At 72.4% G+C, this 26,712-nt stretch carries 26 protein-coding genes; 18 read left to right on the forward strand and 8 right to left on the reverse strand.

Annotated features, from left to right (window positions below; genetic code table 11):
• Positions 1–110 precede the first annotated feature (110 nt).
• The 4 genes from V3N99_13715 to V3N99_13730 are packed head-to-tail and all read left to right on the forward strand — an operon-like array spanning position 111 to position 4,879.
• The gene (locus V3N99_13715) at positions 111–902 is read left to right on the forward strand and encodes a helix-turn-helix domain-containing protein (GenBank protein ID MEO3937797.1); all 792 of its coding nucleotides are present in this window, start codon (positions 111–113) and stop codon (positions 900–902) included.
• Entirely contained in the window at positions 902–2,638 is a 1,737-nt protein-coding gene (locus V3N99_13720) for an ABC transporter ATP-binding protein (GenBank protein ID MEO3937798.1), read from the forward strand. Before V3N99_13715 ends, V3N99_13720 begins: the two co-directional genes overlap by 1 nt.
• Positions 2,635–4,665, forward strand: coding sequence for an ABC transporter ATP-binding protein (locus V3N99_13725; protein MEO3937799.1), 2,031 nt, complete (start codon positions 2,635–2,637; stop codon positions 4,663–4,665). The genes V3N99_13720 and V3N99_13725 overlap by 4 nt, the downstream gene beginning before the upstream one ends.
• Positions 4,666–4,720: 55 nt before the next feature.
• A complete protein-coding gene (locus V3N99_13730) occupies positions 4,721–4,879 on the forward strand; it encodes a hypothetical protein (GenBank protein ID MEO3937800.1) in 159 nt (52 codons plus the stop codon).
• Between the two features lie 19 nt (positions 4,880–4,898).
• Here V3N99_13730 and V3N99_13735 read toward each other — a convergent pair whose 3' ends face one another.
• The 4 genes from V3N99_13735 to V3N99_13750 form a co-directional block, all read right to left on the reverse strand.
• The gene (locus tag V3N99_13735) at positions 4,899–5,942 is read right to left on the reverse strand and encodes a hypothetical protein (GenBank protein MEO3937801.1); all 1,044 of its coding nucleotides are present in this window, start codon (positions 5,940–5,942) and stop codon (positions 4,899–4,901) included.
• Between the two features lie 88 nt (positions 5,943–6,030).
• Positions 6,031–7,248 carry an MFS transporter gene (locus V3N99_13740; GenBank protein ID MEO3937802.1) on the reverse strand — a complete coding sequence of 406 codons (1,218 nt, stop codon included), beginning with the start codon at positions 7,246–7,248 and terminating at the stop codon, positions 6,031–6,033.
• 172 nt (positions 7,249–7,420) lie between these two features.
• Positions 7,421–7,552, reverse strand: a complete 132-nt coding sequence (locus V3N99_13745) for a hypothetical protein (protein ID MEO3937803.1) — start codon at positions 7,550–7,552, stop codon at positions 7,421–7,423.
• A 462-nt stretch (positions 7,553–8,014) separates the two neighbouring features.
• The gene (locus V3N99_13750; GenBank protein MEO3937804.1) at positions 8,015–9,148 is read right to left on the reverse strand and encodes a hypothetical protein; all 1,134 of its coding nucleotides are present in this window, start codon (positions 9,146–9,148) and stop codon (positions 8,015–8,017) included.
• 125 nt (positions 9,149–9,273) lie between these two features.
• Here V3N99_13750 and V3N99_13755 point away from each other — a divergent pair, with 125 nt between their 5' ends.
• Complete coding sequence (locus V3N99_13755) at positions 9,274–9,858, forward strand: TetR family transcriptional regulator (GenBank protein MEO3937805.1); 585 nt, start codon at positions 9,274–9,276, stop codon at positions 9,856–9,858.
• A gap of 22 nt (positions 9,859–9,880) precedes the next feature.
• On the opposite strand, the gene V3N99_13760 is transcribed toward V3N99_13755, so the two are convergent.
• Positions 9,881–11,224: an MFS transporter gene (locus V3N99_13760; GenBank protein ID MEO3937806.1), complete on the reverse strand. Its 1,344-nt coding sequence runs from the start codon at positions 11,222–11,224 to the stop codon at positions 9,881–9,883.
• A gap of 144 nt (positions 11,225–11,368) precedes the next feature.
• Positions 11,369–12,172 carry a class III extradiol ring-cleavage dioxygenase gene (locus V3N99_13765; protein ID MEO3937807.1) on the reverse strand — a complete coding sequence of 268 codons (804 nt, stop codon included), beginning with the start codon at positions 12,170–12,172 and terminating at the stop codon, positions 11,369–11,371.
• Positions 12,173–12,333: 161 nt separating this feature from the next.
• On the opposite strand from V3N99_13765, the gene topA reads away from it, so the two are divergent.
• From topA to V3N99_13790, 5 genes are all read left to right on the forward strand, one after another.
• A complete protein-coding gene (topA, locus tag V3N99_13770) occupies positions 12,334–15,171 on the forward strand; it encodes a type I DNA topoisomerase (protein ID MEO3937808.1) in 2,838 nt (945 codons plus the stop codon).
• On the forward strand, positions 15,168–16,541 hold the full coding sequence (locus V3N99_13775) for a serine hydrolase domain-containing protein (GenBank protein ID MEO3937809.1): 1,374 nt from the start codon (positions 15,168–15,170) through the stop codon (positions 16,539–16,541). Before topA ends, V3N99_13775 begins: the two co-directional genes overlap by 4 nt.
• Positions 16,542–16,606: 65 nt before the next feature.
• The gene (locus tag V3N99_13780) at positions 16,607–17,566 is read left to right on the forward strand and encodes an SDR family NAD(P)-dependent oxidoreductase (protein ID MEO3937810.1); all 960 of its coding nucleotides are present in this window, start codon (positions 16,607–16,609) and stop codon (positions 17,564–17,566) included.
• 43 nt (positions 17,567–17,609) lie between these two features.
• Complete coding sequence (locus V3N99_13785) at positions 17,610–18,422, forward strand: SDR family oxidoreductase (protein ID MEO3937811.1); 813 nt, start codon at positions 17,610–17,612, stop codon at positions 18,420–18,422.
• 167 nt (positions 18,423–18,589) lie between these two features.
• Positions 18,590–19,120 carry a MarR family winged helix-turn-helix transcriptional regulator gene (locus V3N99_13790; GenBank protein MEO3937812.1) on the forward strand — a complete coding sequence of 177 codons (531 nt, stop codon included), beginning with the start codon at positions 18,590–18,592 and terminating at the stop codon, positions 19,118–19,120.
• A gap of 4 nt (positions 19,121–19,124) precedes the next feature.
• On the opposite strand, the gene V3N99_13795 is transcribed toward V3N99_13790, so the two are convergent.
• On the reverse strand, positions 19,125–19,553 hold the full coding sequence (locus V3N99_13795) for a TraR/DksA C4-type zinc finger protein (GenBank protein ID MEO3937813.1): 429 nt from the start codon (positions 19,551–19,553) through the stop codon (positions 19,125–19,127).
• Between the two features lie 72 nt (positions 19,554–19,625).
• Between V3N99_13795 and V3N99_13800 the strand changes: the two genes are divergently transcribed.
• The 4 genes from V3N99_13800 (at position 19,626) to V3N99_13815 (ending at position 21,733) form a co-directional block, all read left to right on the forward strand.
• A complete protein-coding gene (locus tag V3N99_13800) occupies positions 19,626–19,934 on the forward strand; it encodes a hypothetical protein (protein ID MEO3937814.1) in 309 nt (102 codons plus the stop codon).
• Between the two features lie 67 nt (positions 19,935–20,001).
• Positions 20,002–20,544, forward strand: coding sequence for a methylated-DNA--[protein]-cysteine S-methyltransferase (locus tag V3N99_13805; GenBank protein ID MEO3937815.1), 543 nt, complete (start codon positions 20,002–20,004; stop codon positions 20,542–20,544).
• Positions 20,541–21,104: a sigma-70 family RNA polymerase sigma factor gene (locus V3N99_13810; protein MEO3937816.1), complete on the forward strand. Its 564-nt coding sequence runs from the start codon at positions 20,541–20,543 to the stop codon at positions 21,102–21,104. Before V3N99_13805 ends, V3N99_13810 begins: the two co-directional genes overlap by 4 nt.
• Positions 21,101–21,733 (forward strand): methylated-DNA--[protein]-cysteine S-methyltransferase, encoded by a 633-nt coding sequence (locus tag V3N99_13815; GenBank protein ID MEO3937817.1) that lies wholly within the window; start codon positions 21,101–21,103, stop codon positions 21,731–21,733. Before V3N99_13810 ends, V3N99_13815 begins: the two co-directional genes overlap by 4 nt.
• A 314-nt stretch (positions 21,734–22,047) precedes the next feature.
• Here the strand turns inward: V3N99_13815 and V3N99_13820 are convergent, their stop codons facing one another.
• Positions 22,048–23,079, reverse strand: a complete 1,032-nt coding sequence (locus tag V3N99_13820) for an NADPH:quinone reductase (protein ID MEO3937818.1) — start codon at positions 23,077–23,079, stop codon at positions 22,048–22,050.
• A 269-nt stretch (positions 23,080–23,348) separates the two neighbouring features.
• On the opposite strand from V3N99_13820, the gene V3N99_13825 reads away from it, so the two are divergent.
• The 4 genes from V3N99_13825 (at position 23,349) to V3N99_13840 (ending at position 26,508) form a co-directional block, all read left to right on the forward strand.
• A complete protein-coding gene (locus V3N99_13825; GenBank protein MEO3937819.1) occupies positions 23,349–24,170 on the forward strand; it encodes a MerR family transcriptional regulator in 822 nt (273 codons plus the stop codon).
• 43 nt (positions 24,171–24,213) lie between these two features.
• The gene (gene tmk, locus V3N99_13830; GenBank protein ID MEO3937820.1) at positions 24,214–24,861 is read left to right on the forward strand and encodes a dTMP kinase; all 648 of its coding nucleotides are present in this window, start codon (positions 24,214–24,216) and stop codon (positions 24,859–24,861) included.
• Positions 24,858–26,027, forward strand: a complete 1,170-nt coding sequence (locus tag V3N99_13835; GenBank protein ID MEO3937821.1) for a DNA polymerase III subunit delta' — start codon at positions 24,858–24,860, stop codon at positions 26,025–26,027. Before tmk ends, V3N99_13835 begins: the two co-directional genes overlap by 4 nt.
• A gap of 64 nt (positions 26,028–26,091) precedes the next feature.
• A complete protein-coding gene (locus V3N99_13840) occupies positions 26,092–26,508 on the forward strand; it encodes a transposase (protein MEO3937822.1) in 417 nt (138 codons plus the stop codon).
• Positions 26,509–26,712 lie beyond the last annotated feature (204 nt).

The following is a 26,712-nucleotide window of genomic DNA, read 5'->3' on the forward strand; positions in this document are numbered from 1 at the left end:
CCGCCCGCCCCGGGAAAGCCGGTTGACCCGAAGGCCGGGCACGGGTGCACGGTGGCCGGGTGCCGCTGTCGCCCTTGCTGAGTGAGTGCTCACTCACTTACCCTCGTGTCATGACCCCCCGCGCCACCGCCCTGCCTCCCGTGGAGCGGCGCGCCCGCCTCGTCGACGCCGCCCGCGACCTCATCGCGGCCCGCGGCACGGTGCCCACCACCCGCGAGATCGCCGAGGCGGCCGGGGTGGCCGAGGGCACGATCTTCCGGGTCTTCGAGACCAAGGACGACCTTGTCGACGCCGTCGTGGCGTCGGCCTTCTGCCCGGCGCTCTTCCGGCGGGGCCTGGCCGGTGTCGACGTCGCGCTGCCGCTGCGGGAGCGGCTGGTGGCGATCGTGACCCTGCTCCAGCGCAGGTTCGTCGAGGTCTTCGGACTCATGGCCGCACTCGGGCTCACCGCCCCACCCGGGTTCCCTGCCGGCGCCCACGAGTGCTGCACCCCCGAGCTCGGCCACGTCGGGGTCGTGCCCCGGGTGGGCGGGGCCGCGGGGGACGGCCACCCCGCGGCCGGGGGACGGCCCGCCGGGCGCGACCCTCGTCAGCACGACGGTCACGACGGGCACGACCACCGTCTGCAGGACCTGCTGGCCTTCCTCGAGCCCGACGCCGACCGGCTGCGCTGCCCGCCCGGCCGGCTCCTGCACTACATGCGGCTGCTGACCTTCGCCGGCAGCCACGAGCACCTCGCCGACGGCGTCCTGCTCACCCCCGACGAGATCGTCGACCTGCTCCTCACCGGGGTGCTCCTGCCCGCCGATCCCGCCGATCCCGCCGGCCCCGCCGGCCCCGGCCCCGCCGGCCCCACCGTGTCCTGCGCGTCCCCCGCCCGCCCCACCCGAAAGGCCAGCTGATGCTCCTCCGCATCCTCCGGGAGCACCTCGTCCCCTACCGGGGCCGGCTCACCGTCGTCGTCGTCCTCCAGCTCGTCGGCACCATCGCCTCGCTCTACCTGCCCTCGCTCAACGCGAGCATCATCGACCAGGGCGTCGCCCGCGGCGACACGGCCTACATCTTCCGCATCGGTGGCTGGATGCTGGGGGTCAGCGTGGTCCAGATCGTCGTCACCGTGGTGGCGAGCTATCTCGCCGCGCAGACCTCGATGGGCTTGGGGCGCGACCTGCGAGGAGCGGTCTTCCACCGCGTGCTCGACTTCTCGGCCCAGGAAGTGGCCCGCTTCGGCGCCCCGACCCTGATCTCGCGCACGACCAACGACGTGACCCAGGTGCAGATGGTCGTCTTCATGGCCCTGGCCTTCATGGTGTCGGCCCCGATCATGATGGTCGGCGGCATCGTCATGGCCCTGCGGGAGGATGTCGGTCTCTCGTGGCTCGTCGCGGTGGCCGTGCCGCTCCTGGCGCTGGTCGTGGGGCTCATCGTGCGGCGGATGATCCCGCAGTTCCGCACCATGCAGACCTCGGTCGACAGCGTCAACCGGGTGCTGCGCGAGCAGATCACCGGCATCCGGGTGGTGCGGGCGTTCGTGCGCGAGGACGTCGAGACGCAGCGCTTCGCCGCCTCCAACCGGTCGCTGACCACGACGGCCCTCAACGTCGGTCGCCTCCAGGCGATCATCTTCCCCACCGTGATGATCCTGCTCAACGCCTCGACCGTCGGCGTGCTGTGGTTCGGCGCCGGCCGGGTCAACAGTGGCGACATGCAGATCGGTCAGCTGACCGCCTTCATGGCCTATCTCATCCAGATCCTCATGTCGGTGATGATGGCGACCTTCATGACGATGATGATCCCGCGGGCTGCCGTGTCGGCCGACCGCATCGGCGAGGTCCTGGGCACTGCGTCGTCGGTGGCGGAGCCGGCCCACCCGGTGACCGAGGTGCCGTCCGACGCCGAGGTGGTCTTCGACCACGTCGACTTCCACTACCCGGGCGCTGCGTCACCAGTCCTGACGGGCGTGTCCTTCCGGGCCCGACCGGGGCAGACCACCGCCGTCATCGGCAGCACGGGCGCCGGCAAGACGACGCTCGTCGGGCTCGTGCCGCGCCTCTTCGACGTGACGGGCGGCGTCGTCAGCGTCGGTGGCACCGACGTGCGCGACCTCGACCTCGACACGCTGTGGAGCCGGATCGGGCTGGTGCCGCAGAAGCCCTACCTCTTCACCGGCACCGTGGCCAGCAACCTGCGCTACGGCAACCCCCAGGCCACCGACGAGCAGCTGTGGGAGGCGCTGCGCATCGCGCAGGCCGCCGACTTCGTCGCGGAGATGCCCGAGGGGCTCGACGGACCGATCTCGCAAGGGGGCACCAACGTCTCCGGCGGACAGCGCCAGCGCCTGGCCATCGCGCGGGCGCTCGTGCGTCGCCCCGGGGTCTACCTGTTCGACGACTCCTTCTCGGCGCTCGACCTCGCGACCGACGCCCGCCTGCGGCAGGCGCTGCGGCCCGTGACGCGCGAGGCGACGGTGGTCATCGTGGCCCAGCGGGTCTCGACCATCATCGACGCCGATCACATCGTCGTGCTGGACGACGGGGTGGTCGTCGGCCAGGGCCGTCACGACGAGCTGGTCGAGAGCTGCACCACGTACCAGGAGATCGTCGAGTCGCAGCGCGCGGCGCAGGAGGTGTCGGTATGAGTGGCGAGGGAGTCAAGAGCGACGAGGAGAAGGCGGCCGACGCGCGACGCGGGCCCTCCAACGCCGGTCGCGGCCACGGGCCCATGGGCATGGCCATGGGCGGGGAGAAGTCACGCGAGTTCGGCCCGTCGGCCCGGCGGCTGCTCGGCCGGCTGCGGCCCGAGCGCGGTCGAGTCCTCTTCGTGCTGCTCATCTCCGTGGTGAGCGTGGTCCTGAGCGCGATCGGTCCCAAGATCCTGGGGCGGGCGACCGACATCATCTTCGAGGGCTACTTCGGCAGCTACCTCGGCTCGCGGGTGCCTGCCGGCACCTCGAAGGCGGAGGTGATCGCCGGGCTGCGAGCCCAGGGCAACAACCAGATGGCTGACCTGATCTCAGGAATCGACCTGGTGCCGGGGCGGGGCATCGACTTCACCGCCCTCGGGCAGGTGCTCGTCCTCGTGCTCGCGCTCTACGTCGGCTCCGCCCTGCTGCAGTGGGTGTCGGGTCGCATCCTGGCCTACGTCGTGACCCGCACGGTCTACGACCTGCGCGCCGACGTCGAGGCCAAGCTCGACCGGATCCCGTTGCCCTACTTCGACAGTCAGCCCCGCGGTGAGCTGCTCAGCCGGGTGACCAACGACGTCGACAACATCCAGCAGAGCCTGCAGCAGACGATGGGGCAGCTGCTCACGTCGTTGCTGACGGTCGTCGCGGTCGTGGCGCTGATGTTCTCGATCTCCTGGATGCTCGCCCTCATCGCCCTCGTCACGATCCCGCTGTCGGTGCTCGTGACGGGCGCCATCGCCAAGCGCAGCCAGGCCCGCTTCGCCGCCCAGTGGAAGCAGACCGGCAGCCTCAACGGCATCGTCGAGGAGACCTTCACCGGTCACGGCATCGTCAAGGTCTTCGGCCGGCAGAAGGAGGCGCAGGAGCGCTTCGACGCCACCAACCAGACGCTCTACGACGCCTCGTTCGGCGCGCAGTTCATCAGCGGCATCATCATGCCCGCGATGATGTTCATCGGTAACCTCAACTACGTCGCCATCGCGGTCGTCGGCGGGCTGCGTGTGGCGAGCGGCTCGATGAGCCTCGGTGACGTGCAGGCCTTCATCCAGTACTCCCGGCAGTTCACCCAGCCGCTGACCCAGGTGGCCTCGATGGCCAACCTGCTGCAGTCGGGGGTGGCGTCGGCCGAGCGCATCTTCGAGGTGCTCGACGCCCCCGAGCAGCTGCCGGATCCCGTTGCCGCGCAGTCGGTCCCGCGCGGGGGTGGGCGGGTCGCCTTCGAGCACGCGTCCTTCTCCTACCACCCCGACCAGCCGCTGATCGAGGACCTCGACCTCGTGGCGCATCCGGGTCAGACGGTCGCGATCGTCGGGCCGACGGGGGCCGGCAAGACCACGCTGGTCAACCTCGTCATGCGGTTCTACGAGCTCGACGGTGGCCGGATCACCCTCGACGGGGTCGACATCACGGCGATGACGAGGCACGACCTGCGCTCGCGCATCGGGATGGTGCTGCAGGACACCTGGCTCTTCGGCGGCTCCATCCGGGACAACATCGCCTACGGGCGCCCGGGGGCAACCGACGAGGAGGTGCTCGAGGCGGCCAGGGCGACCTACGTCGACCGCTTCGTGCACTCCCTGCCCGACGGCTACGACACCGTGCTCGACTCGGAGGCCGGCAACATCAGCGCCGGCGAGAAGCAGCTGCTCACCATCGCCCGCGCCTTCCTCGCGCAGCCGGACCTGCTCATCCTCGACGAGGCGACGAGCTCGGTCGACACCCGCACCGAGCTGCTCGTGCAGCAGGCCATGTCGGCGCTGCGCAGCGACCGCACCAGCTTCGTCATCGCCCACCGCCTCTCGACGATCCGCGACGCCGACCTCATCCTCGTCATGGAGGCGGGCCGCATCGTCGAGCAGGGCACGCATACCGCGCTGCTCGAGCGCGGAGGGGCCTACGCCCGCCTGTATGCCGCGCAGTTCGCCGGCTCAGCCGCCGATCTCGAGCCCGCGACCACGGGGGTCGGGGTCGGCGCCTGAGGACCAGCGCAAGCACGGTCAGGCGTCGAGGGGGCATCGGCGGGAGGATCGACTCGTGAGCAGCACCGACACGGCCAGCGCGACGAACGGAGTCCGCCCCCGCAGACACCTTCGCCGCGTTCGTGGACGCACTCGTCCGGCTGCGCTCGACCGGCACGGCCGCGGCTCGCTGGGCTGGGGCGACCCGATGCCCTGGGTCGCCGAGCCGGTCTGACGTCGTCGGTGCCGGCGGGTCAGGAGGCGGGGGTGGAGTACGGCACCCGCTCGAAGCCGAGCACGTGCTCGGCACCCTCGGGGTTGACCGTGGCCTTGAGGTAGTCGAGGTTGGCGCTCGACGAGCCGTCGAGGGTGATCCGCTGCAGCGTGTCGGCTGAGCCCTTGACCTGGTAGCGGTCGAGCCAGACCGAGCCGGCCGCGAGCGGGTGGTCGGAGTTGTAGGCGTGGCTGTCACCGTTGAGCAGGTAGGTCTCGCCCGGGAAGGCGTGCGCGGCCTTGACGAGGTTGCGCACCAGCGGCGTGAAGGCCGAGATGTCGGCCGGCGTGGGGGTGTAGGTCGGGTCGAACATGTCGGCCTGCATGAAGAGCACCACGGCGCGGTTGCTCCGGGCGGTCGCGTTGGCGAAGGTCGCGTTCATCTCGTCGATGGTGGCCGACATACGACGCTTCTGCTCCTGTCGCTGCAGATAGGTCGTTGCGGTGTGGCCGATCCCGTCCCACGGGAGCAGGTCGTTGTTGGACCCGACCACGTGCAGGGCGGCGAAGGAGATGTCGTCGCGGGCAAAGCTGACGTTCTCGGGGAGCCCGCGGTTGGCCTGGCTGTTGACCGCGATCGGGTGCTGGCCGAGGGTCACCCCCGGCTGGTCGAAGAAGATCTTGCGGATCGTCGCGAGCCGCTCGATCGGGTTGTAGGCGCCGGCGGCGGTGCGGTGGCAGTCGGTCCACTCGTTGTCGCCCGGCGTGTAGACCAGCGGTCCGGTGAAGGCGTCGAACTGCTGGCGAATGGCTTGGAAGTAGGCGGTGTCACAGCGGGTGGAGCCGCTCTTGATGTCGCCCAGGTGCAGGGTGAACTGCGGGTCCGCGGCGTTGATGTCGTCGATCCAGCCGGGCAGCGAGGCGAGGTCGGTGGTGCTGTAGGGCAGGTCGCCGATGACGGCGAAGGTCGGGGCTGCACGGGTGACGTCGGCCGGTGTGGACGCCCGGGCGGGGACGGCGGCCACGGTGAGCGGGAGGACCGCGGCGGTGGCGATCATGGTGGTGAGGAAGGAGAGTCGTCGCATGGGGTCCACCATCGCGGGTGGGTGGTGAACGACGCCGGTGCCGAGGGTGGCTGCGCGATGAACCCCGGGGGAAGACCTCGAGGGCCGGTCAGGGTGAGGTGGCGCGCAACGCCACGCGGCGGCCGGGGCCGGCGAGGACGAGCGTGAGGAGCAGCGCGATCCCGCCGAGCGCGAGGACCGGTGTTCCCGTGTCGAGGGCCGCCTGCCCCGCGGTCACCGACAGCAGGGTCGGCACGGTGAAGCCGAAGTAGACGACGATGTAGAAGGCCGAGAGCAGACCGCCGCGACGGGTGGGTGGAGCGACCAGGTCGCAGACGACGACGCCCGCTGTGAGGGCCAGGCCCTCGCCCACCCCGATGAGCAGGGATGCGGGCAGCAGCCAGGCCCAGCCGCCGGGCTGGACCGCGAGGTAGCCCAGGCCGGCGCCGACGGCAGCCAGCAGGGCGGCGAGCCACCCGCTCGTGGCTGGGCCAAGTCGTCGGGCCGGCCCGGTGGCGAGGGCGGCGCTGCCCTGCACGAGCAGGGCGCAGACGCCCGTGAGGAAGATCGGTGCGCCGAAGCCCGCCCGGGCGATCTGCAGCGGGAAGATGGTCAGGCCCAGCACGGCATACGTGTAGACCAGCAGGCCGGCCGGCAGCAGGTACCAGGCGAAGGCGCGCCCGGCGCCCGGGGGCACGCCGATCTGCAGGCGGCCCGGGAGGTGGCTGGTCATGGTCTCGGGCAGCGGCCGCACCAGTCGGAAAGCCAGGCCCAGCAACAGGATCGGGACGACGAAGCCGAGCACCTTGGGTGCGGGAGCCCACTGCACGAGCGTGCCTGAGACGAGGGGGCCGAGAGCGAAACCGACGGCCATCGCGGCGCCGGCCCGCATCGCGGCCGCGGACCCTCGCGACGGGCCGGCGAGCTCGCGCATCCACACGGTGCCGACGGTGAAGACCGCGCCGCTCGTCAGGCCCTGCAGCACCCGCCCCACGTAGAGCCCCGGCTCGCCGACGAGCGCAGCGGAGAGCAGGGCCAGCTGCGAGAGCACGCACAGCGCGATCACCGGCACCACGACGGTGCGTCGCCCGCGACGGTCGGAGAAGGGGCCGCCCAGCAGCAGCGCGGGCAGCAGACCCGCGGCGTAGACGGTGAAGAAGACCGTGAGCTCGGTCGCCGACAGGCCGAGATCCTGCGTGTAGAAGAGCAGGATCGGCGACGGCGACTGGGTGCTGAAGGCCACGCAGGCGAGGGCCACGGTCAGGCGCCAGAGGTGGCGCCGGGTAGCGGGCGACGTCTCGCCGTACGACGTCCCGGCCTCAGTCACGCACTCACCCTAGGTGACGGGCTGAGTGCTTGACAGATGGTGACCTCTTGTCAAGCAGCCAGACAGGCGCCAGTGCTCGACCGCTGCTTTACACTCGGGCATACTGTGTCAATTCGGAGGTCGCGCCGTGGCGAACCTGTGATCCAGTAGCAGACCCCCAGCCGGTGAGCGCCTACATCCCGAAGGCGATGAACGCCAGCGAGGGGATGAGCAGGCCGATGAGCCAGAGGTGGCGCTTGCTGTCGCGCCACTCCTGCGTCGACCGGCTCGAGACGGTCGACGTGCTCGAGCGGACGTCAACCACATGGAGCACTACGGCATGTGCCGGCAGCTGGTCGGTGCGGCGGGTCGCACCCGCTACGAGCGCGTCAACCCCGCCCGCCGCTACCAGACGCTGCGCGACGTCCAGGAGTCGCCGGTGCTGCCCACCGGCTACGCCGGGATGCTCCTGCTCGCGCTCGTTCCGCCGCTCTGGCGTCGCGTCATGGACCTCCGGGTCGTGGCCCACTTCGGCGGTGACGTGAGCCGCGCCAACATCCAGCCCGCCCGGCGCGAGGCGGTGCTGGCCCGGTGGGGAGCCCCTGCGGCGCCGGTCGAGCCCGACGGCCGCGGTGACACCACCGGGTCGCGGCCGGCACCGCGTGGGCCGACATCCCGAGCGACTGGTACTGCCCCGACTGCGGGGTGCGCGAGAAGGCCGACTTCGTGGCCCTGCGCTCGGCGGGGGCGGGGGAGGCGCGACGCGGTCACCGGTCTGGGTGGGAACTCATCCCGCGGACCGGGCGAACACGGTCACGGCGGCCATCACGACGGCCAGCAAGCCGTAGCCGGTCCTGCGGACGAGGCCGCGTGAGGTGCGCATCGCCAGGATCGCCTGGATGGCGTAGTACGCGGCGAACGCCCGTGAGGCGACCGCGATGATCGTGAAGGTCGACGCGGTGGCGGCCAGGAGGATCGCGGCGCCACCACTGACGAGGTACGGGGTGGGTCCGCGCATGGAGCGCGAGAGCCCCCGCAGGTTGCCGTCGGCCGCGACGGTGTCGGCCACCGCCGCGCTGAACTGGCTGAGCACGGCTGAGAGCACCAGTGGTAGCGCCAGCCACGGGGCGACCCGGGCGGTGACGTCAAGCAGTGTGGTGTCGGGACCGTCTGAGGTTCCCAGCCCCATTGCCGGAGTGGCGACCACGACGAAACCGAGGTAGATCGAGGCCGCGAGCAGCTGCGCGAACCTTGAGGCCCAGACCCGGGTCTCGGCGTCGTACTCGTCGCCGAGATATCGCACCGTCTCGAACCCCTGCACCGTGATCACGATGCCGCCCAGCACCAGCAGGATCTCGCCGATCCCGACGTCGGGCACCGGGGGTAGGACCAGCCCGGGGACGAGGAGGCCACGGCCGTCGTGGAACAGCAGGGTCCCGCCCAGCACGGTCGTCAGAATCAGCACGACTCCCACGCTGAACCGGTCGAGGGCGTTCAAGCCCGCGAACCCGCGGGTGACCCCTACCGCCACGATCAGGACGACGGCGGCGCAGGCCAGCCCCCGGGACCAGGCCGCGGAGCCGCCCGGAACGGCGTAGTCGACGACGTACTCAGCCATGATCCGTAGGTACAGGGCAACCGAGATGACGTAGGCCACCACGATGACCGCGTCCCCGGTTCGGTCGAGCCTCGCGGTGACCGGGTCGGGCGACCCGGCGGCGAGGGCTGGTTCCACGACCCGGACACAGTGGCGCACCGAGGTGCCCACCACCCAGGCCACCGCGCACACGACGGCGGCACCGACCACCGACAACGACCCGAGAATGCGCTCCAGCACGGGCACGATGATCAACAGGCCGGAACCGAGGATCGAGGCCAGCGGCGTCACCGAGGCCCACATCACCTTCGTCACGGCCGGCATGCGGCCACCGTCCCACACCGCAGCAACCCTGAGACCCGGGGGCGCGCTTCGCCATGCTCTGCCGGCGAGGTCGCGCAGGCTCGGCCTTCACCACCGTCGGTGGTGAAGACACCTACACTTCGCCCATGACCAGTGGTGCGGCGGCCCGGCCCGGGTGGCGCGACCTGCTGATCGCCGAGGCTGCCGTGATGACCCGTGCCGAGGGCTGGGCGGCCGTGACGATGGCCGGGCTGGCCGCCCGCGTCGGGGTCAGCCGGCAGACGGTCTACAACGAGCTCGGCTCCAAGCCCGCGCTCGCCGAGGCGCTGGTGATGCACGAGCTGGCCGTCTTCCTCGCGGCGGTCGACGACGCCTTCGGGCACCACCCCGACGACCTCGTCGCGGCGGTGCGGGCAGCAGCCCGGTCGGTGCTCGAGATGGCGCTCGCGAACCCCCTCCTGCACGCGGTGCTGTCCGCCGGGCACGGCGCCGAGTCAGACCTCCTGCCCCTGCTGACCTCCCGGTCGGAGCCGCTGCTCGACGCAGCGCGGGCAGTCATCGCCGCACGGTTCGCGCACGACGACCTGCCGTTGACGCCCCCGGAGGTCGAGACCACCATCGAGATGGTCGTGCGCCTGACCCTCAGCCACGTCATGCGCCCGTCGCAGACCCCTGCCCGCACGGCCGACGACGTCGCGTGGCTGGTGCAGCGGGTGCTCCGGCCGGAGTGAGGGGTGCAGAAAGGCGACGGGGTCAGGCGCGGACGCGGGGCATGGCCACGCCGGCGGCGATGCTGAGCACCGCGGCCACGAGCACGGCCCAGAAGACCGCCGCCCCGGCCGACGTCGCCGTCGCCGGGTCGGTCTCGGGGCGACCGCTGGCCGAGACGACGTGGTTGGCGACGGCGCCGAAGATCGCGGCGCCGACGGCCGAGCCGATGGACCGGGCAAACAGGTTGGAGCCGGTGACGACGGCGCGCTGGTCCCAGTCGACGCTCGCCTGCGCGGCGATGAGGGACGGGCTGGCGACCAGACCCAGGCCGATGCCGATGACGAAGCAGGAGGCGGCCACGACGGCGACCGATGGCCGCCCACCGGCGACAGCGAGCACGACGGCTCCGGCCACGGTGAACCCCATCCCGACCAGGATCGTCGGGCGGAAGCCGTAGCGCAGGTAGAGCAGCCGCCCCGACAGGGTCGCCGCGATGGGCCACCCGATCGTCAGGGCCGCGACCGCGAGGCCCCCGACCAGGGGCGTGACACCGAGCGAGTTCTCGAGGTAGGTCGGCACGAACGAGGTCAGGCCGATGAGGATGGCGCCGACGCCGAGCGAGAGCAGGCTGCTCGTCAGCAGCAGCCGACGGCTCAGCACCCACAGCGGCAGCACCGGCTCGGCCGCCCGCCGCTGCACGGCCACGAAGCCCGCGAGCAGCGCCGCCCCGACGACGAAGACCGCGACGCCGACCGGCGAGCCCCAGGCCCAGGCCTGACCGCCCTCGAGCACGCCGAGGATGACCAGGGTCATGCCCACGGTGAGCAGCACGGAGCCGAGGTAGTCGATCCGGTGCTGGCGGCGCTCCACCGACTCGTGCAGGTTGCGCCAGATGAGACCGCCCGCGAGCAGACACACCGGCACGTTGACGAAGAAGATCCACCGCCAGATGCCGAGCTGCGAGAAGAGCCCGCCCAGCGTCGGCCCCACGACCGACGACACGGCCCACACGCTCGCGATGTAGCCCTGCGCCTTGGCGCGCTCGGCGACCGAGTAGATGTCACCCGCGATGGTGATCGACATCGGCTGCACGGCTCCGGCGCCGAGACCCTGCACGGCTCGGAAGATGATGAGGGCCGGCATGCTCCAGGCCAGCCCACAGAGCACCGAACCCAGCAGGAAGAGCCCGATCCCGAGGAGCATCAACGGCTTTCGGCCGTAGGTATCGGCCAGCTTGGCGTAGACCGGCACCGACACGGCCTGCGCGAGCAGGTAGATCGAGAAGAGCCAGGGGAACTGCGCGAAGCCGCCGAGGTCCTTGACGACCGACGGCACGGCGGTGGCGAGGATGGTCGCGTCGACGGCGATGATGCCGGTCGAGACCATGAGCGCGAGCAGGATCGGGCCACGCTCCGAGCGCAGACCGACACCGTCGCGACGGTCCTGGGCGGTCTTGTCGGCGAGGTCGGTCACGCAGATACCAAGACTGCTCGCACCCGCTTCATTCCCGGGTGCCGCACTGCCGGCCGCTCAGGTCAGCTGCCAGCTGCGCTTGCTCAGGCCGAACCAGAAGCCGTCGATGACGCTGCGGCTCGCCACGGCGCCGCCGCCGGACCGGCCGTGCGCAGCCCCGAGAGCGACGAAGAGCGGAGCGAAGTGCTCGGTGCGGGGGTGGGCCACGCGCGCCGAGGGCGCCTTGTCGAGGAAGTCGAGCAGCGCGTCGACGTCCTCGTGCTCCATCGCCTCCTGCGCCCACTGGTCGAACTCGATCGACCAGCCCGGGGCCGCGTAGTCGGGACCCAGCTCGGGGTGGAAAGCGCTGAGGTTGTGGGTCGTGAAGCCCGACCCGACGATGAGCGTGCCCTGCTCGCGCAAGGGGGCGAGCCTCTGCCCGATGCCGAAGAGCGTGCGCGGGTCGAGGGTGGGCATCGACATCTGCAGCACCGGCACGTCGGCGTCGGGGAACATCTCGACGAGCGGCACGTAGGCGCCGTGGTCGAGGCCGCGGGCCTCGTCGCGCACGACCTCGGTGCCCGGGCCGGCGAGCAGGGCGGTGACGTCGTCGGCGAGCTGTGGCGCGGCCGGCGCGTCGTACGTCACGTCGTAGTAGCGCTGGGGGAAGCCCCAGAAGTCGTAGGTGAGGGGGGCACTGGTGGTGGACGACAGCGCGAGCGGCGCGTTCTCCCAGTGGGCGGAGACCATCAGCACGTTGGTGGGCCTCGCGGTCGTCGCGGCGAGGTCGGCTGACCAGGCCGCGAGCTCGGCGGTCCAGCGGGTGTCGTCGGCGAGCGGCGGCGCCCCGTGGCTGAGGTAGAGCACGGGCTGGGTGGTCATGGGGAGAGCCTACGCGCAACAAGTTAAATGTTCAATTAGTCTCACATTCTCGACAGCGGTCGAGGGACAAATGGGACTGGGGTTATCGTCTGCATCGCAGAGCGTCGTCCACGCCGTGACGAATCCACGGCACGAGGCTCTGCAGGAACAGAGGTCTTCACGTGGCTGCAGGGAAGGGGCGCAAGCTCGTCATCGTCGAGTCGCCCAACAAGGTCAAGTCGATCGCGGGCTACCTCGGCGGCGAGTACGACGTGGAGGCGTCGGTCGGGCACATCCGCGACCTGCCCAACCCGTCGGAGCTTCCCGCGGACATGAAGAAGGGCCCCTTCGGCAAGTTCGCCATCGACGTCGACAACGACTTCGCGCCCTACTACGTCGTCGACGCGGACAAGCGCAAGAAGGTCGCCGAGCTCAAGCGGGCCCTCAAGGACGCCGACGAGCTCTACCTCGCGACCGACGAGGACCGCGAGGGCGAGGCCATCGCCTGGCACCTGCTCGAGACGCTCAAGCCCCGCGTCCCCGTCAAGCGGATGGTCTTCAACGAGATCACCCGCGAGGCCATCCAGCGCGCGGTGAACAACACCCGCGAGCTCGACAAGGACCTCGTCGACGCGCAGGAGAGCCGCCGCATCCTCGACCGCCTCTATGGCTACGAGGTCTCGCCGGTGCTGTGGCGCAAGGTGCGCCAAGGCCTGTCGGCGGGTCGCGTGCAGTCGGTCGTCACCCGCATCGTCGTCGAGCGCGAGCGCGAGCGCATGGCCTTCGTGCGCGCGTCGTACTGGGATGTCGAGGGCGACTTCACCACCCGCTCCTCCTCGGGCGAGGTCAATGCCTCCGACACCTTCACCGCACGTCTCGCCGCGGTCGACGGCCGCCGCGTCGCCAGCGGTCGCGACTTCACCGACGCCGGCGTGCTGAAGTCGTCCACCGTCGTGGCCCTCGACGAGCGCATGGCCCGGGTCGTGGCCGAGGCCGTGCCGTCGTCGGTCGTCGCCGTCAGCGACGTGCAGGAGAAGCCCTACACGCGGCGCCCGGCCGCGCCGTTCACCACCTCCACGCTCCAGCAGGAGGCCTCGCGCAAGCTGCGGCTCAACGCCCGCAACGCGATGCGCGTCGCCCAGCGCCTCTACGAGGGCGGCTACATCACCTACATGCGCACCGACTCGACGACCCTGTCGCAGTCGGCCCTCACCGCCGCCCGCAGCCAGGCCCGTGACCTGTATGGCGCCGAGTACGTCCCGCAGGAGCCGCGCGTCTACGCCTCCAAGGTCAAGAACGCCCAGGAGGCGCACGAGGCGGTGCGCCCTGCCGGTGACCGCTTCCGCACCCCGGCCCAGGTCGCCGGTGAGCTGCGTGGCGACGAGTACGCGATGTACGAGCTGATCTGGAAGCGGACCGTCGCGTCCCAGATGAACGACGCGACGGGCTCGACCGCGACGATCCGCCTCACCGCCACCCTGACGGGTGACGCGACCGCCGTGGCCACGGCCGCCGAGTTCAGCGCCAGCGGCACGGTCATCACCTTCAAGGGCTTCCTCGCGGCCTACGAGGAGGGCAAGGACGACACCGCTCCCGCCCGCAAGGGCGACGACGGCGACGAGCGCCGTCTGCCGCGGCTGTCGGTCGGGGTGCCGCTCGCGACGCTGCGCACCGAGGCCGACGGGCACGAGACGTCGCCGCCGCCGCGTTACACCCAGGCCACGCTGGTGAAGGCCATGGAGGAGAAGGGGATCGGACGACCCTCGACCTACGCGCAGATGGTCGAGACCATCGCCGACCGCGGTTACGTCACCAACCGTGGCAACGCCCTCGTGCCCTCGTGGCTCGCCTTCGCGGTCACCCGGCTGCTCGAGGAGCACTTTCCCCGCCTGGTCGACTACGACTTCACCGCGGCGATGGAGGAGGACCTCGACAAGATCGCCGGCGGCACCGAGCAGCGGGTCGCGTGGTTGAAGCGCTTCTACTTCGGCGACGAGGCGACGTCGAGCGAGGGTCTGCGCGACCTCGTCGCCGACCTCGGCGAGATCGACGCCAAGGAGATCTCGACCATCCACCTCGGCGACGGGATGGTCGTCCGGGTCGGACGCTACGGACCGTACGTCGAGGAAGTGGTCCCCCAGGGCGTCGACCCCTCCACGGGCGAGGTCACGGCCGACGACGCAGACGCACCCGTGGTGACGCCGAGGCGCGTCACCATCAACGACGACATCGCCCCCGACGAGATGACCCCGGCGAGGGCGCGCGAGCTGCTCGAGGCTGCGGCCGACGACGGTCGTGTCCTGGGAATCGAGCCGGAGTCGGGCCGCGAGATCATCGCGCGCGCCGGAAGATACGGCCCCTACGTCACTGAGGTGCTGCCGCCCGAGCTCGTCGACCTCAAGGGCAAGAACAAGGTCAAGCCGCGCACCGCCTCGCTCTTCAAGGACATGGACCTCGCGACGATCGACCTCGCGGCCGCCCTGCAGCTGATGTCGCTGCCCCGGGTCGTCGGCACCGTCGTCGACGACGAGGGCAAGCCGGTGGAGATCACCGCGCAGAACGGCCGCTACGGGCCCTACCTCAAGAAGGGCACCGACAGCCGCTCGCTCGTCACCGAGGACCAGCTCTTCACCGTCACCCTCGAGGAGGCGCAGGCGATCTACGCGCAGCCCAAGCAGCGCGGGCGAGCGGCGGCCGCGCCGCTCAAGGAGCTCGGGGCCGACCCCGTGTCGGGCAAGCCGGTGGTGGTCAAGGAAGGCCGGTTCGGGCCCTACGTCACCGACGGCGAGACCAACGCGACCCTTCGTCGGGAGGACGACCCCGAGACCATCACGCCCGAGCGCGGCTTCGAGCTGCTCTCCGACAAGCGGGCTGCCGGCCCGTCGACCCGCAAGCGGGCCGTGAAGAAGACGACGACGAAGAAGACGGCGGCGAAGAAGACGACCGCCGCCAAGAAGGCCACACCGAGGAAGACGACCACCAAGGCGACCACGACCAAGACCGCCGTCAAGAAGTCGTGAGCGAGACCCAGCCGGTCCTCGAGTCGTCGACGCGGCAGGCCCTCAGCCACCGGCTGCGGGTCGAGCAGGCGGGCAGCCGCCTGCCCTCCGTGGCCGCAGGCCTCGTGCGCGAGGGCCGACTGGTGTGGTCCGACGCGGTCGGCACCGTGGACGGCCGGGCCGAGGGTGCGGCAGCCGACACCGACACCCAGTACCGCATCGGCTCGATCACCAAGACCTTCGTCGCGGTGGCGGTCCTGCGGTTGCGTGACCGGGGGGCGCTCGACCTCGACGACCGGTTCGAGGAGCACGTGCCCGGCAGCGCCTTCGGGCGGGCCACGGTGGCCCAGCTGCTGTCCCAGTCCTCGGGGCTCCAGGCGGAGACCGACGGGCCCTGGTGGGAGCGCACCCCCGGCGGCGGCTGGGACGACCTCGTCTCGCCCGTGGCTCCCCGACAGCGCACCCGCGCGGGCCGTCGCTTCCACTACTCGAACGTCGGTTTCGCCGCCCTCGGCGAGCTGGTGGCGCGGGCCCACGGCATACCGTGGCACGAGGTCGTGGCCCGAGACCTCCTGACACCGCTGCAGATGGGCCGGACGACGACCCGCCCCAGTGGCAAGGCCGCGCAGGGACTGGCGGTGCACCCGCTCACCGACCAGCTGCTGAGCGAGCCCGAGCACGACGCGGGCGCCATGGCTCCGGCGGGCCAGCTCTGGTCCACCGTCGAGGATCTCGCGCGATGGGCGGCCTTCCTCGGAGGCGACCTCGGCGATGTCCTTTCCCGCGACACGATGGACGAGATGCTCGAGCCGCAGGCGGTCGTCGACCTGCCGGGCCTGCCGTGGACGGGTGCCTACGGGCTCGGCTGGCAGGTCTGGAACGTCGACGGACGGCGCTACGTCGGGCACGGCGGCTCCATGCCCGGATTCCTCGCCGGGCTGCAGGTCGACCTCGAGAGCGGCGACGGGGTCGTCAGCTTCGCCAACACCACCTCGGGCATGTCGCCCTTCGGTCGTGAGTTGCTGCAGCTGGTCGCCGAGCGCGAACCGCGTGACCCGGTCGTGTGGCGCGCCGGCGGCTCGTCCCGCGAGGCGGTCGAGCTCGTCGGGTCGTGGCACTGGGGTCCCACCCGCCAGGAGCTGCGGGCCGACGGTGAGGGGGGTCTCGTGCTGGGTCTGCCGGGCGAGGGCCGTGGCTCGCGCTTCCGGCCCGCGGGCACCGACGAGTGGGTCGGCGTCGACGGCTACTACGCGGCCGAGCCGCTGCGGGTGGTCCGCGACGGTGCCGGGGCGGTGAGCCACCTCGACCTCGCGTCGTTCCGGCTCACCCGCGAGCCCTACGACCCGGCGCGCGACATCCCCGGTGGCGTCGACGGCAGCGGCTGGCACTGACCCCCGGGGGTGGGGGCGGGACCCGTCGTGGACGGGTGCTTGCTGCCGTGCCTAGCCTTGAGGTCATGAGCACCCCCCAACTGCCCCTCGGCACCGGCTTCGGCGCCGACACCACGGCCGACGAGGTCCTCGCCGGTGTCGACCTCACCGGCCGGATCGCCCTCGTCACCGGTGGCTACTCCGGTCTGGGCCTCGAGACGACCCGCGCCCTCGCCCGGGCCGGCGCCCACGTCGTCGTCCCTGCCCGCCGTCCCGACACCGCTCGCGAGCAGCTCGACGGTCTGGCCGGCGTCGAGGTCGACGAGCTCGACCTCGCCGACCTGGGCTCGGTGGAGGCCTTCGCCGGGCGCTTCCTCGCCACCGGGCGCGACCTCGACCTGATGATCAACAGCGCGGCGGTCATGGCCACCCCCGAGACCCGGGTGGGCCCGGGCTGGGAGGCGCAGTTCGCCACGAACCACCTCGGGCACTTCGCCTTGGTCAACCGGCTGATGCCCGCCCTCACCGCCGGCTCGGGCGCCCGGGTCGTCTCGGTCTCGTCGATCGGTCACCACCGCTCGGCGATCCGGTGGGACGACATCGACTTCGCCACGGGCTACGAGAAGTGGGCGGCCTACGGCCAGGCCAAGACGGCCAACTCCCTCTTCGCGGTGCACCTCGACGCGGTCGGCGCCGACCGGGGTGTCCGCGCCTTCGCGGTCCACCCCGGCGGCATCCTCACTCCGCTCCAGCGCCACCTCTCGCGGGAGGAGCAGGTCGAGATGGGATGGATCGACGAGCAGGGTCGCTCGCTCCACCCCGCCTTCAAGTCGCCGCAGGCCGGGGCCGCCACCGCGACCTTCGCCGCGACGTCGGCGCAGCTCGACGGCCTGGGTGGGGTCTACCTCGAGGACTGCGACATCGCGTCACCGAGGCACGAGGGCGGCCCACGCGCCGGCGTGATGCCGTATGCCGTCGACCCCGCCGAGGCCGAGCGGCTCTGGCAGCTGTCGGCCCAGCGCACCGGCGTCGACGCCTTCGCCTGAGACGCGGGCCGGCACGACCCCCTACGGGACCTAGGCTCGTCGCATGCGAGACGACGGGCGAGGCGTGCTGGTGACCGGGGCGTCGCGGGGGATCGGCGCCGCGACGGCGCAGGCCTTCGCGGCGCAGGGCGACCGGGTGGCGGTGCACTACCGGTCCGGCGAGGTGCAGGCCCGCGCGGTGCTGGCCGACCTGCCCGGTGAGGGGCACGTGCTGGTGCAGGCCGACCTCGCCGACCCGCAGCAGGTGCGGCACCTGGCCGACGAGACGGTGGCGGGCCTGGGGCGGGTCGACGTGCTGGTCAACAACGCCGCGCTCTTCCTCGACCCGGACCCGGCCCGGGTCGGCGGCAGCCGCCGCGGCGAGCACCGCGTGACGGACGTCGACTACGACGACTGGGTGCGCGCGTGGCAGACGACGATCGCGACCAACCTGCTGGGCCCGGCCAACCTCACCTGGTGCGTCGCCCGGCACATGGGCGAGGTTCCTCCGCGGGGCGGTCTCCCGGTCGGGCGCGTCGTCAACGTCGGCTCCCGAGGCGCCTACCGGGGCGAGCCGCACGTGCCGGCCTACGGCGCGAGCAAGGCCGGGCTGCACGCCTTCGGCCAGTCGATGGCGGTCGCTCTCGCCCCGGTCGGCATCAGCGTCGTCTCGGTGGCACCCGGCTTCGTCGCCACCGAGATGGCTGCGGCCCTGCTCGACGGGCCCGAGGGCGACGGCATCCGGGCCCAGAGCCCCTACGGCCGGGTCGCCTCCCCCCAGGAGGTCGCGCGCGCGATCGTCGCGCTCGCCGACCCCGGCGCCGAGTGGATGTCGGGCGCGGTGGTCGACCTCAACGGCGCCAGCCACCTGCGATAGGCGCCCGGGGGCCGATCGCGCCAATAAATGTCCAAAGAGTCAGAGTTCTGGGGAGTATCTGGCACTCGGGGTGGTCGTCCATCTGTGACACTGGTCGCACAGCGAACGACCGGCTCAGCCACGGGCGACCCCCGGTGGCCACCCAGCACTCACGACAGGGACTCCACATGGACGAGGCGACCGCACCATCCACCATCACGACCGACGAGCGCGCCGCGACCGAGGGGCACGACGAACAGCGGTTGACGACGGTCAGGGCGCTGCGCGAGCTGATCCTCGCCGGGGAGCACTACCGGCTCGCCGTGGCGGTGCACCTCGGCGTCACCGTCAACGAGAGCCAGGTCTTCAGCTATCTCTTCGTCAACGGCCCGATGGGGCAGACCGACCTCGCCCGGGCGATGAACCTCACGACCAGCACCCTGACCGCCATGATCGACCGGCTCGAGGCCCGCGGCTACACCGAGCGTCGCAGCGACCCCTCGGACCGGCGGCGCAGCATCGTCGCCCTCTCCGAGACGGGTGAGCACGAGCTCGCCGGGGTGCGGCACTGGATGACGAACGCCCTCGAGTCCGTGGCCGACGCCGAGGTCGAGGCGGCCGGTGAGCTCTTCCGCACGGTCGCGTCGTCGCTGCGCGGATACACCTCCGCGGTGGTCGACATGGAGAGCAAGCACGAGAGGCCGCGCCGCCGCATCTGAGCGGTCAGCCCCAACGCCCGCGGATGCCCGCCCGCTCGAGCTGCTGCGCGCACGTCACACAGGTGCGAGCGGTCGGGCGGGCCTCGAGCCGAGCGGCCCCCACGGGTCCCCCGCACTGGGCGCACCGGCCGTGTGCGCTGGTTCCCACCCGCTCCAGCGCCGCGTCGACCTCGACGAGCCGGCGCCGGCTCGCGGCCGTCAGGGCCGCGAGCTGGGCCCGCTCGTAGCCGATGGTCTGACCCTCGGGGTCGTGCTCGTCGTCAGCGTTGGAGTCCCGAGAGGCCTCGACCAGCTCAGCCATGTCGGCGTCGAGGGCCCGCACCCGGGTCTCGAGCCGGTCGCGCTCGGTCTGCAGCGACCGTCGGGCCGCCAGCAGCTCGACCAGCTCGGCCGGCTGGTCCGTCCCGTCGCGCGCCGACTGCTCTCCTGACACGTCCGCACAACGCCCGGACCGCAGACGGGTGTTCCCCCGTGGCCGCCGACGGGTGCGGCATACGATCGCCGCATGCGCCCTGCGACCGACGTCACCACCGCCCCCCTCGCCGCCCTCGGCCTGCTCGGGGGCTACGTCCTGGCCCGCGAGACGGGGGTGCGCCCCCTCGGCGGCGTCGTGCTCGCCGGGGTCGGTGCGTATGCCGCCCGCACCTGGCTGGCCAAGGCCGGCGGCCCCGCGACGGCCGGCCTCCTCGCGCTCTACGTCGGCGGCATGGGCGCCTCGCACCCCCTCGCCAAGAAGGTCGGGGCCTGGCCGGCCGTGCTCGCGGTCGCCGCCGTGAGCGCCGGCGCGTCCTGGGCGGTCGCCGACCGCCGCTGACGCCACCTCACATCCGGGGCACCTGACGCGTCTACGGAAGGTGAGACACTCGCGACCAGGAGGACCGATGGCACCCGTGGACCCGACCACCTGGCACACCGAGCTCGACTCGCCGGTCGGCCGCCTGAGCGTCGTGCGTGACGCCGGCGCGGTCACCGGCCTCTACTTCGAGGGCCACTCGCGTCGGCCCGACGTCGCGCGCTGGGGTGAGCGGCGCGCCGACGGCTTCGAGCAGCTCGCGAGCGAGCTGGGGGAGTACTTCACGGGCACGCGCCGCCGCTTCACCCTGCCCGTCCGCCTCGATGGCAGGCCCTTCCAGCAGCAGGTGTGGGCGCTGCTGGCGCAGATCCCCCACGGCGAGACCACGACGTATGGAGCGCTCTCGGCTCGCCTCGCCAGCCGTTCGGCCCACCCCCGGGCCGTCGGCCACGCGGTGGGGCAGAACCCCGTCTCGCTGCTCGTCCCCTGCCACCGCGTCGTCGGCGCGACCGGGAGCCTGACCGGGTACGCCGGCGGCCTTGCCCGTAAGCAGCACCTGCTGGTGCTGGAGGGCGTGCTGGGCGAGGGGGAGAGCGTCGTGCCCCGGGGGCCGACGCTCTTCGCGCTGTGAGCGCCCACGTCGAGCGAGGCGTCGGGCAAGGCGTCGGGCGAGGCCGCCAGCCCTTCGAGGGCGTGGTCACCGACCACGGTGCCATGGTGCTGCGGGTCGTGCGCGCCGTGCTGGGTGCCGGGGACGACGCGGACGACGCCTGGTCCGAGACCTTCCTGGCCGCGCTCGGCGCCTGGCCCGACCTGCCGGCCGACACGCACGTCGAGGCGTGGCTGGTGACCGTCGCCCACCGCAAGGCGGTCGACGTCACGCGCCGCCGGGCCCGCCACGCCGTGCCCGTGGCCGACCTGCCGGAGACCGCGGGCGCCCACCCCGCGGCCGGGTGGCCCGGCGGGGGAGCGGCAGTGGGCTCCGGCGCCCACGCCGACGCGCTCGACCTGACCGCCGCCGTCGCGGCGCTACCCCGCCGCCAGCGCGAGGCCGTGGCCTACCACCACCTCGCCGGTCTGCCGCACGCGGAGGTCGCCGCCCTCGTGGGCAGCACTCCCGCCGCGGTGCGGCGGGCTGCTGCTGACGGTGTCGCCGCCCTGCGCCGCACGACGTCCCTGGAGGACAGATGACCGACCCCCGCACGACCGACCCCCTCGACCTCGCCACGGCCCTCGGTGCGGCGTATGCCGTCCCCCCCGGCGACCTCGACCGGCTCCGCCAGCGACTGGCGAAGGCGGCCGAGAGGGACGACCTGCTCGACGTCGCCATCCGCACGGTGGACAGCCCCGTCGGTGCCCTGCTGCTGGCCGCGACGGTGGAGGGCGTGGTGCGAGTCGCGTTCTCCAGCGAGGGTTTCGACGCCGTACAGGCCGAGCTCGCCGATCGGGTCAGCCCTCGGGTGCTCGTCGCCCCCCGACGGCTGGACCCGGCTGCGCGCCAGCTCGACGACTACTTCGCCGGGGGGCGACGGCAGTTCGAGCTGCCGCTCGACTGGCGGCTGGTGGCGGGCTACCGCAGTGAGGTGCTCCACCACCTGGCCACCGACGTGCCGTACGGCGGCACGGCGAGCTATGCCGCACTGGCGGCCCGCACCAGCAGCCCCCGGGCCGTGCGGGCGGTGGGCACGGCCTGCGCGACCAACCCGCTGCCCCTGCTCGTGCCCTGCCACCGCGTGGTGCGCTCGGACGGCAGTGCGGGCCGCTATCGGGGAGGGCCGGAGGCCAAGGCCACGTTGCTGGCGCTGGAGTCGCGGGCCTGACCGCGGCGAGGCCGCTCACCCCCGGGGCCTGTCACCGCCGGGGGAAAACGAAAGCGGTGCCCATGACGGCTCGGGGGGTCTCGCCATGGGCACCGCGTTCGTGGACCAGTCCCGTCGTGCGATGGCCCCTGATCTGGGTCAGGAGTCGTCGAGCACGTCGGACCGGAATGGCCACTGCCGGTCTGGCTGGCAGAAGCGATGTTGCCACACTATGGCATCCACGCAACATCTGGGTCCACATCCTGGAAAAACCAGAGAGGTGTCATCAAGCGCCCATCGATGTCACCTACCTGCCGGGGTGCGCGGGGGCCCTGTCAGCCGGCGCTGACGTCGATGAGCACCTTCCCGACGACGCCGTCCTCGACGGCGGCGTGGGCCGCGGCGGTCTCCTCGAGCGCGTAGTGGTGCAGCGGCAGGCCGTGCTGGTCGCCGACCCCGAAGGCCCCGGCCGCCACGGCCGCGTTGATGTCCTCGGCGGCTGCGGTCAGCGCCTCCTGCCCCACGGTGTAGAGCAGTACCCACTGGAAGCGGGCGTTGGTGCCGAAGGTCTCCCGCACCGTGAGGGTGACCTCGTCGCCACCGTTGTTGGCGTAGATCGCGATCGTCCCGCGCGGGCGGATGACCTGCAGGTCGAGGCGCAGGTTCTGTGCCGGCGCGACCTCGACGACGATGTCGACGCCGTCGGGTACGACGGCGCGGATCGCCGCGACCGTGTCGGCCTGGTCGCCGTCGCGGTAGTTGACGACGTGGTGCGCCCCCGCGGCGGTCGCGAGGGCGCCCTTGTCGGCGCCCGAGACGGTCGTGACGACGGTCGCCCCCGCCCAGACGGCCAGCTGGATCGCCGCGTTGCCGACGGCCCCCGCACCGCCGGCAACGAGCACCGTGCGTCCGCTCAGGGCACCGGCGGTCAGGCGCGTCGGGCCGCCCTCGCTGGTGGTGAGAGCGCGGTGGGCGGTGACGGCCGGCACGCCCAGGTCGGCGCCGAGGTCAAAGCTCGCCGTGTCGGGCAGCAGCACCACCCGGTCGGCCGGCAGCACCGTCAGCTCCTGCGCGGTGCCGGTGGGGCGCTGGTGCTGCGCCAGCATCACCCACACCCGGTCACCCACCGCGAGGGCGGTCACTCCCTCACCGACCGCGTCGACCACACCGGCACCGTCCTGGTTGGGCACGACCTCGTCGAAGTCGAGCGGCTGACCGGCGCCCGTGCGCGACTTCCAGTCGGTGGGGTTGACGGCTGAGCGCACGACGCGCACGCGCACCTCCCCCGGCCCGGGGGTGCCGGGCTCACGCTCGACGAGCTGGAGGACGTCGGAGGATCCGGGGGCGGTGAAGACGATGGCGCGCATGGGGCGACTCCTGGGGTCTGGGGTGAGGTTGCCCCCGGAACAACCCGCCCCGCTCCCACCGTATGCCGCGCCCGGCGGCAGGGCACGCACTCACGGCGGTCTCCTCGGCACCCACCTGTCCGTTGTGCGCCACCCCAGCTGTGCGGCATACCGGACAGCGGGGTGTCGAGAAGGCCACAGGCTCGATCGGTGGGACGAGGGTGGTCGGCCACGGTGGCGGGCACGATGGTCTTGACCCTCACGCGACGTGAGGCCGCAGGCTCGAGGGCATGACCGGAGGAACGATGTCGACCAGGAGCACCCGACAGGACGCGCTCACCGTGGGTCAGGTGGCTGACGAGCTCGACGTGACGGTGCGGACCCTGCACCACTACGACGAGATCGGGTTGCTGACCCCGTCGGGCCGCACGCCCGCGGGCTACCGCCTCTACACGCAGGCCGACCTGGAGCGGCTGCAGCACGTCGTCGTCTACCGGCGGCTCGGCTTCTCGCTCGAGCAGGTCGCCGAGCTGCTCGACGCCGACGCGGCCGACCTGCGGGGCCACCTGCAGCGACAGCGCGACACGGTCATCGCCAGGTTGGGTCAGCTGCACGACCTGGTCGACGCGATCGACGCAGCACTACAGAAGGAGGAGTCAGGCATGAAGCTCACCCGTGACGAGCAGAAGCTGCTGTTCGGCGGCCCGTTCGCCGAGCACCAGGACGAGTATGCCGCCGAGGCGGAACAGCGCTGGGGCGAGACCGACGCCTGGACGCAGTCCACGGCCCGGACCACGGACTACACCAAGGCCGACTGGGAGGCGATCAAGGCGGAGGTCGACGAGGTCAATTCCCGGCTCGTCGCGGCGCTGCGCTCCGGCGCCGCGCCCACGTCCGACGCCGCCACCGCAGCCGCCGAGGCGCACCGCCAGCACATCACCCGCTGGTTCTACGACGTGCCGCTCGCGGTGCACCGCGGCCTCGGCGACATGTACGTCGCCGACCCGCGCTTCACCGCGACCTACGAGGAGGCTGCGACGGGGCTGGCGTCCTACCTGCGCGACGCCATCCACGCGAACGCCGACCGCCGCGAGGAGGCGGGCGGCGCCTGAGGGCTGACGGGCTGTGTCGCCGCACTGGCCTAGGCTCGCGGGCGTGACCACGACGCCCGCGAGCCCCACCGGCTTCTTCCTCGCCTTCGAGGGCGGAGACGGCGCGGGCAAGTCCACCCAGGTGGCACTGCTCGTGGCCGCGCTCCGGGCCGCCGGCCGCGACGTGTTCGTCACCCGCCAGCCCGGCGGCACCCCCCTGGGGGCGGCGCTGCGCGAGCTCGTGCTGCACGGCGAGCACGTCGTGCCACGGGCCGAGGCGCTGATCTACGCGGCCGACAAGGCCCAGCACGTCGACACGCTGGTCCGGCCCGCCCTCGCGGAGGGCCGGGTGGTCGTCACCGACCGGTACGTCGACAGCTCGGTCGCCTACCAGGGCGCGGGGCGCGACCTCGGCGCCGACGACGTCACTCGCCTGCAGCGGTGGGCCGTCGACGACCTGCTGCCCGACCTGACCGTCGTGCTCGACGTGACGCCCGAGGTCGGCCGGGCCCGCCGCGTCGGTCGCGGAGAGGCCGCACCCGACCGGCTCGAGGCCGAGGGCGACGCCTTCCACGCGGCGGTGCGCGAGCACTTCCTCGTGCTGGCGGCGGCCGACCCCGGGCGCTACCTGGTGCTCGACGCGGGCCTGGGGGCGACGGCCCTGCACACGTTCGTGATGGAGCGGGTCACCGCGGCGGGGGTGCTCGGGTGAGCGTGGGTGCTGTGGGGAGTGTCTGGGACGACGTCATCGGCCAGCCCGACGCCGTGGCCACTCTCTCGCACGCCGCCACGCACCCGGCCGCGATGACCCACGCCTGGCTGCTCACCGGCCCTCCCGGCTCGGGCCGCAGCGTCGCGGCGCGCGCCTTCGCCGCCGCCCTGCAGTGCCCCGACGGCGGCTGCGGCACCTGCCGTGAGTGCCGCACCGCGCTCGAGGGCACCCACGCTGACGTGCACGTGGTCGCCACCGAAGGTCTGTCGCTCAAGGTCGCCGCCATGCGCGAGCTCGTCCAGGAGGCCGCGCTGCGACCGTCCGTCGGGCGCTGGCGGGTGATCATCGTCGAGGACGCCGACCGGTTGACGTCCTACACCGACGCTCCCGCCAACGCCCTGCTCAAGGCCCTCGAGGAGCCCACCCCCCGCACGGTCTGGGTGCTCTGCGCGCCCTCGCTCGACGACGTCATCATCACCATCCGCTCGCGCTCGCGGCACGTGCGCCTGCGCACGCCCCCGACGCAGGCGGTCGCCGACCTGCTCGTGCGCCGCGACGGCGTCGACCCCTCCATGGCCATGTATGCCGCCCGCGCGGCCCAGTCGCACGTCGGCCTGGCGCGGCGGCTGGCGCGCGACGAGGGCGCCCGCATCCGCCGCCACGAGGTGATCTCGATGCCGGTGCGGATCCGCAGCGTCGGTGACGCCGTCGGTGCCGCGGCCGACCTCGCCGCCATCGCCGACGACGAGTCGGGAGCCGCCGCGACCGAGCGTGACGCCACCGAGAAGACGCGTCTGCTCGAGACGCTCGGCGCCGACCCAGCCGCCCGCACCCAGCCGCCCCACGTGCGCTCCCAGGTGACCGCGCTCGAGAAGGAGCAGAAGACCCGGTCCACGCGTCTGGCCCGCGACGTCGTCGACCGCTCGCTGCTCGACCTGCTGTCGGTCTACCGCGACGCCCTCGTGCTCCACCTCGACAGCCGGGTGGCCCTGGTCAACGAGGACAGCCTCGACGTGGTGAGGGCGCTGGCCTCGTCGGCGTCGCCCGAGCAGCTGCTGGTGGCGATGGACGCGGTGGGCGAGGCCCGCAGCCGGATCGGCGCCAACGTGCCGCCGCTGTTGGCGCTCGAGGCGATGGCCATCACCTTCGTGCTCGGCCCGGGCTGACTGGGTGTGTCCTATTTGGCCGACGGTGACTGCGCCGTGGACGACGGCAAGCACGATGCGGGCCATGGCGTACTCCAGTGACCTGACCGACGAGCAGTGGGCCCTCCTGGGGCCGGTGTTCACTGGCCCGCGCAAGCGGGGCCCGAAGCACGGCCCAGACCTCCGCAGGGTGGTGGACGCGATGCTGTACATCTCGCACACCGGGTGTCAGTGGCGGTACCTGCCGGAGTCGTTCGGGCCGTGGACGCGGGTGTGGTCGCAGTTCCGCCGTTGGTCTCGTAACGGCACGTGGGCGTGGGCGTTGACCGTGCTGCACGCGGCGGCCCGCACCGTCGAGGGTCGGGTCGAGGCGACCCCGTCGATGGTGGTGATCGACACCCATCTCGCGCGGGGCTCGTCGAACGGTGGTTCGACGTTCATGACCGGGGCGGCCCGTTCGGGCGCACGAAGGGCGCGAAGCGGGTTGTCGCGGTCGACGTGACGGGGCTGCCGATCGGTGCTCTCGTGGTGCCGCCCTCCACCCACGAGAACCGGGCCAGTGACCTCCTGCTGACTCATCTGGCGGGGCAGGGCGTCACGGACCGGTTGGAGCTGGTGCTGGTCGACCGGGGGTCACCCCGACCGCGGCCCGGACCCTGTCTCGCGACCACGGGCTGGAGGTCCGCCGGGTCGGGTGGGACGACAA

It is taken from the genome of Dermatophilaceae bacterium Soc4.6, assembly GCA_039889245.1.
Lineage (GTDB): Bacteria > Actinomycetota > Actinomycetes > Actinomycetales > Dermatophilaceae > Lapillicoccus.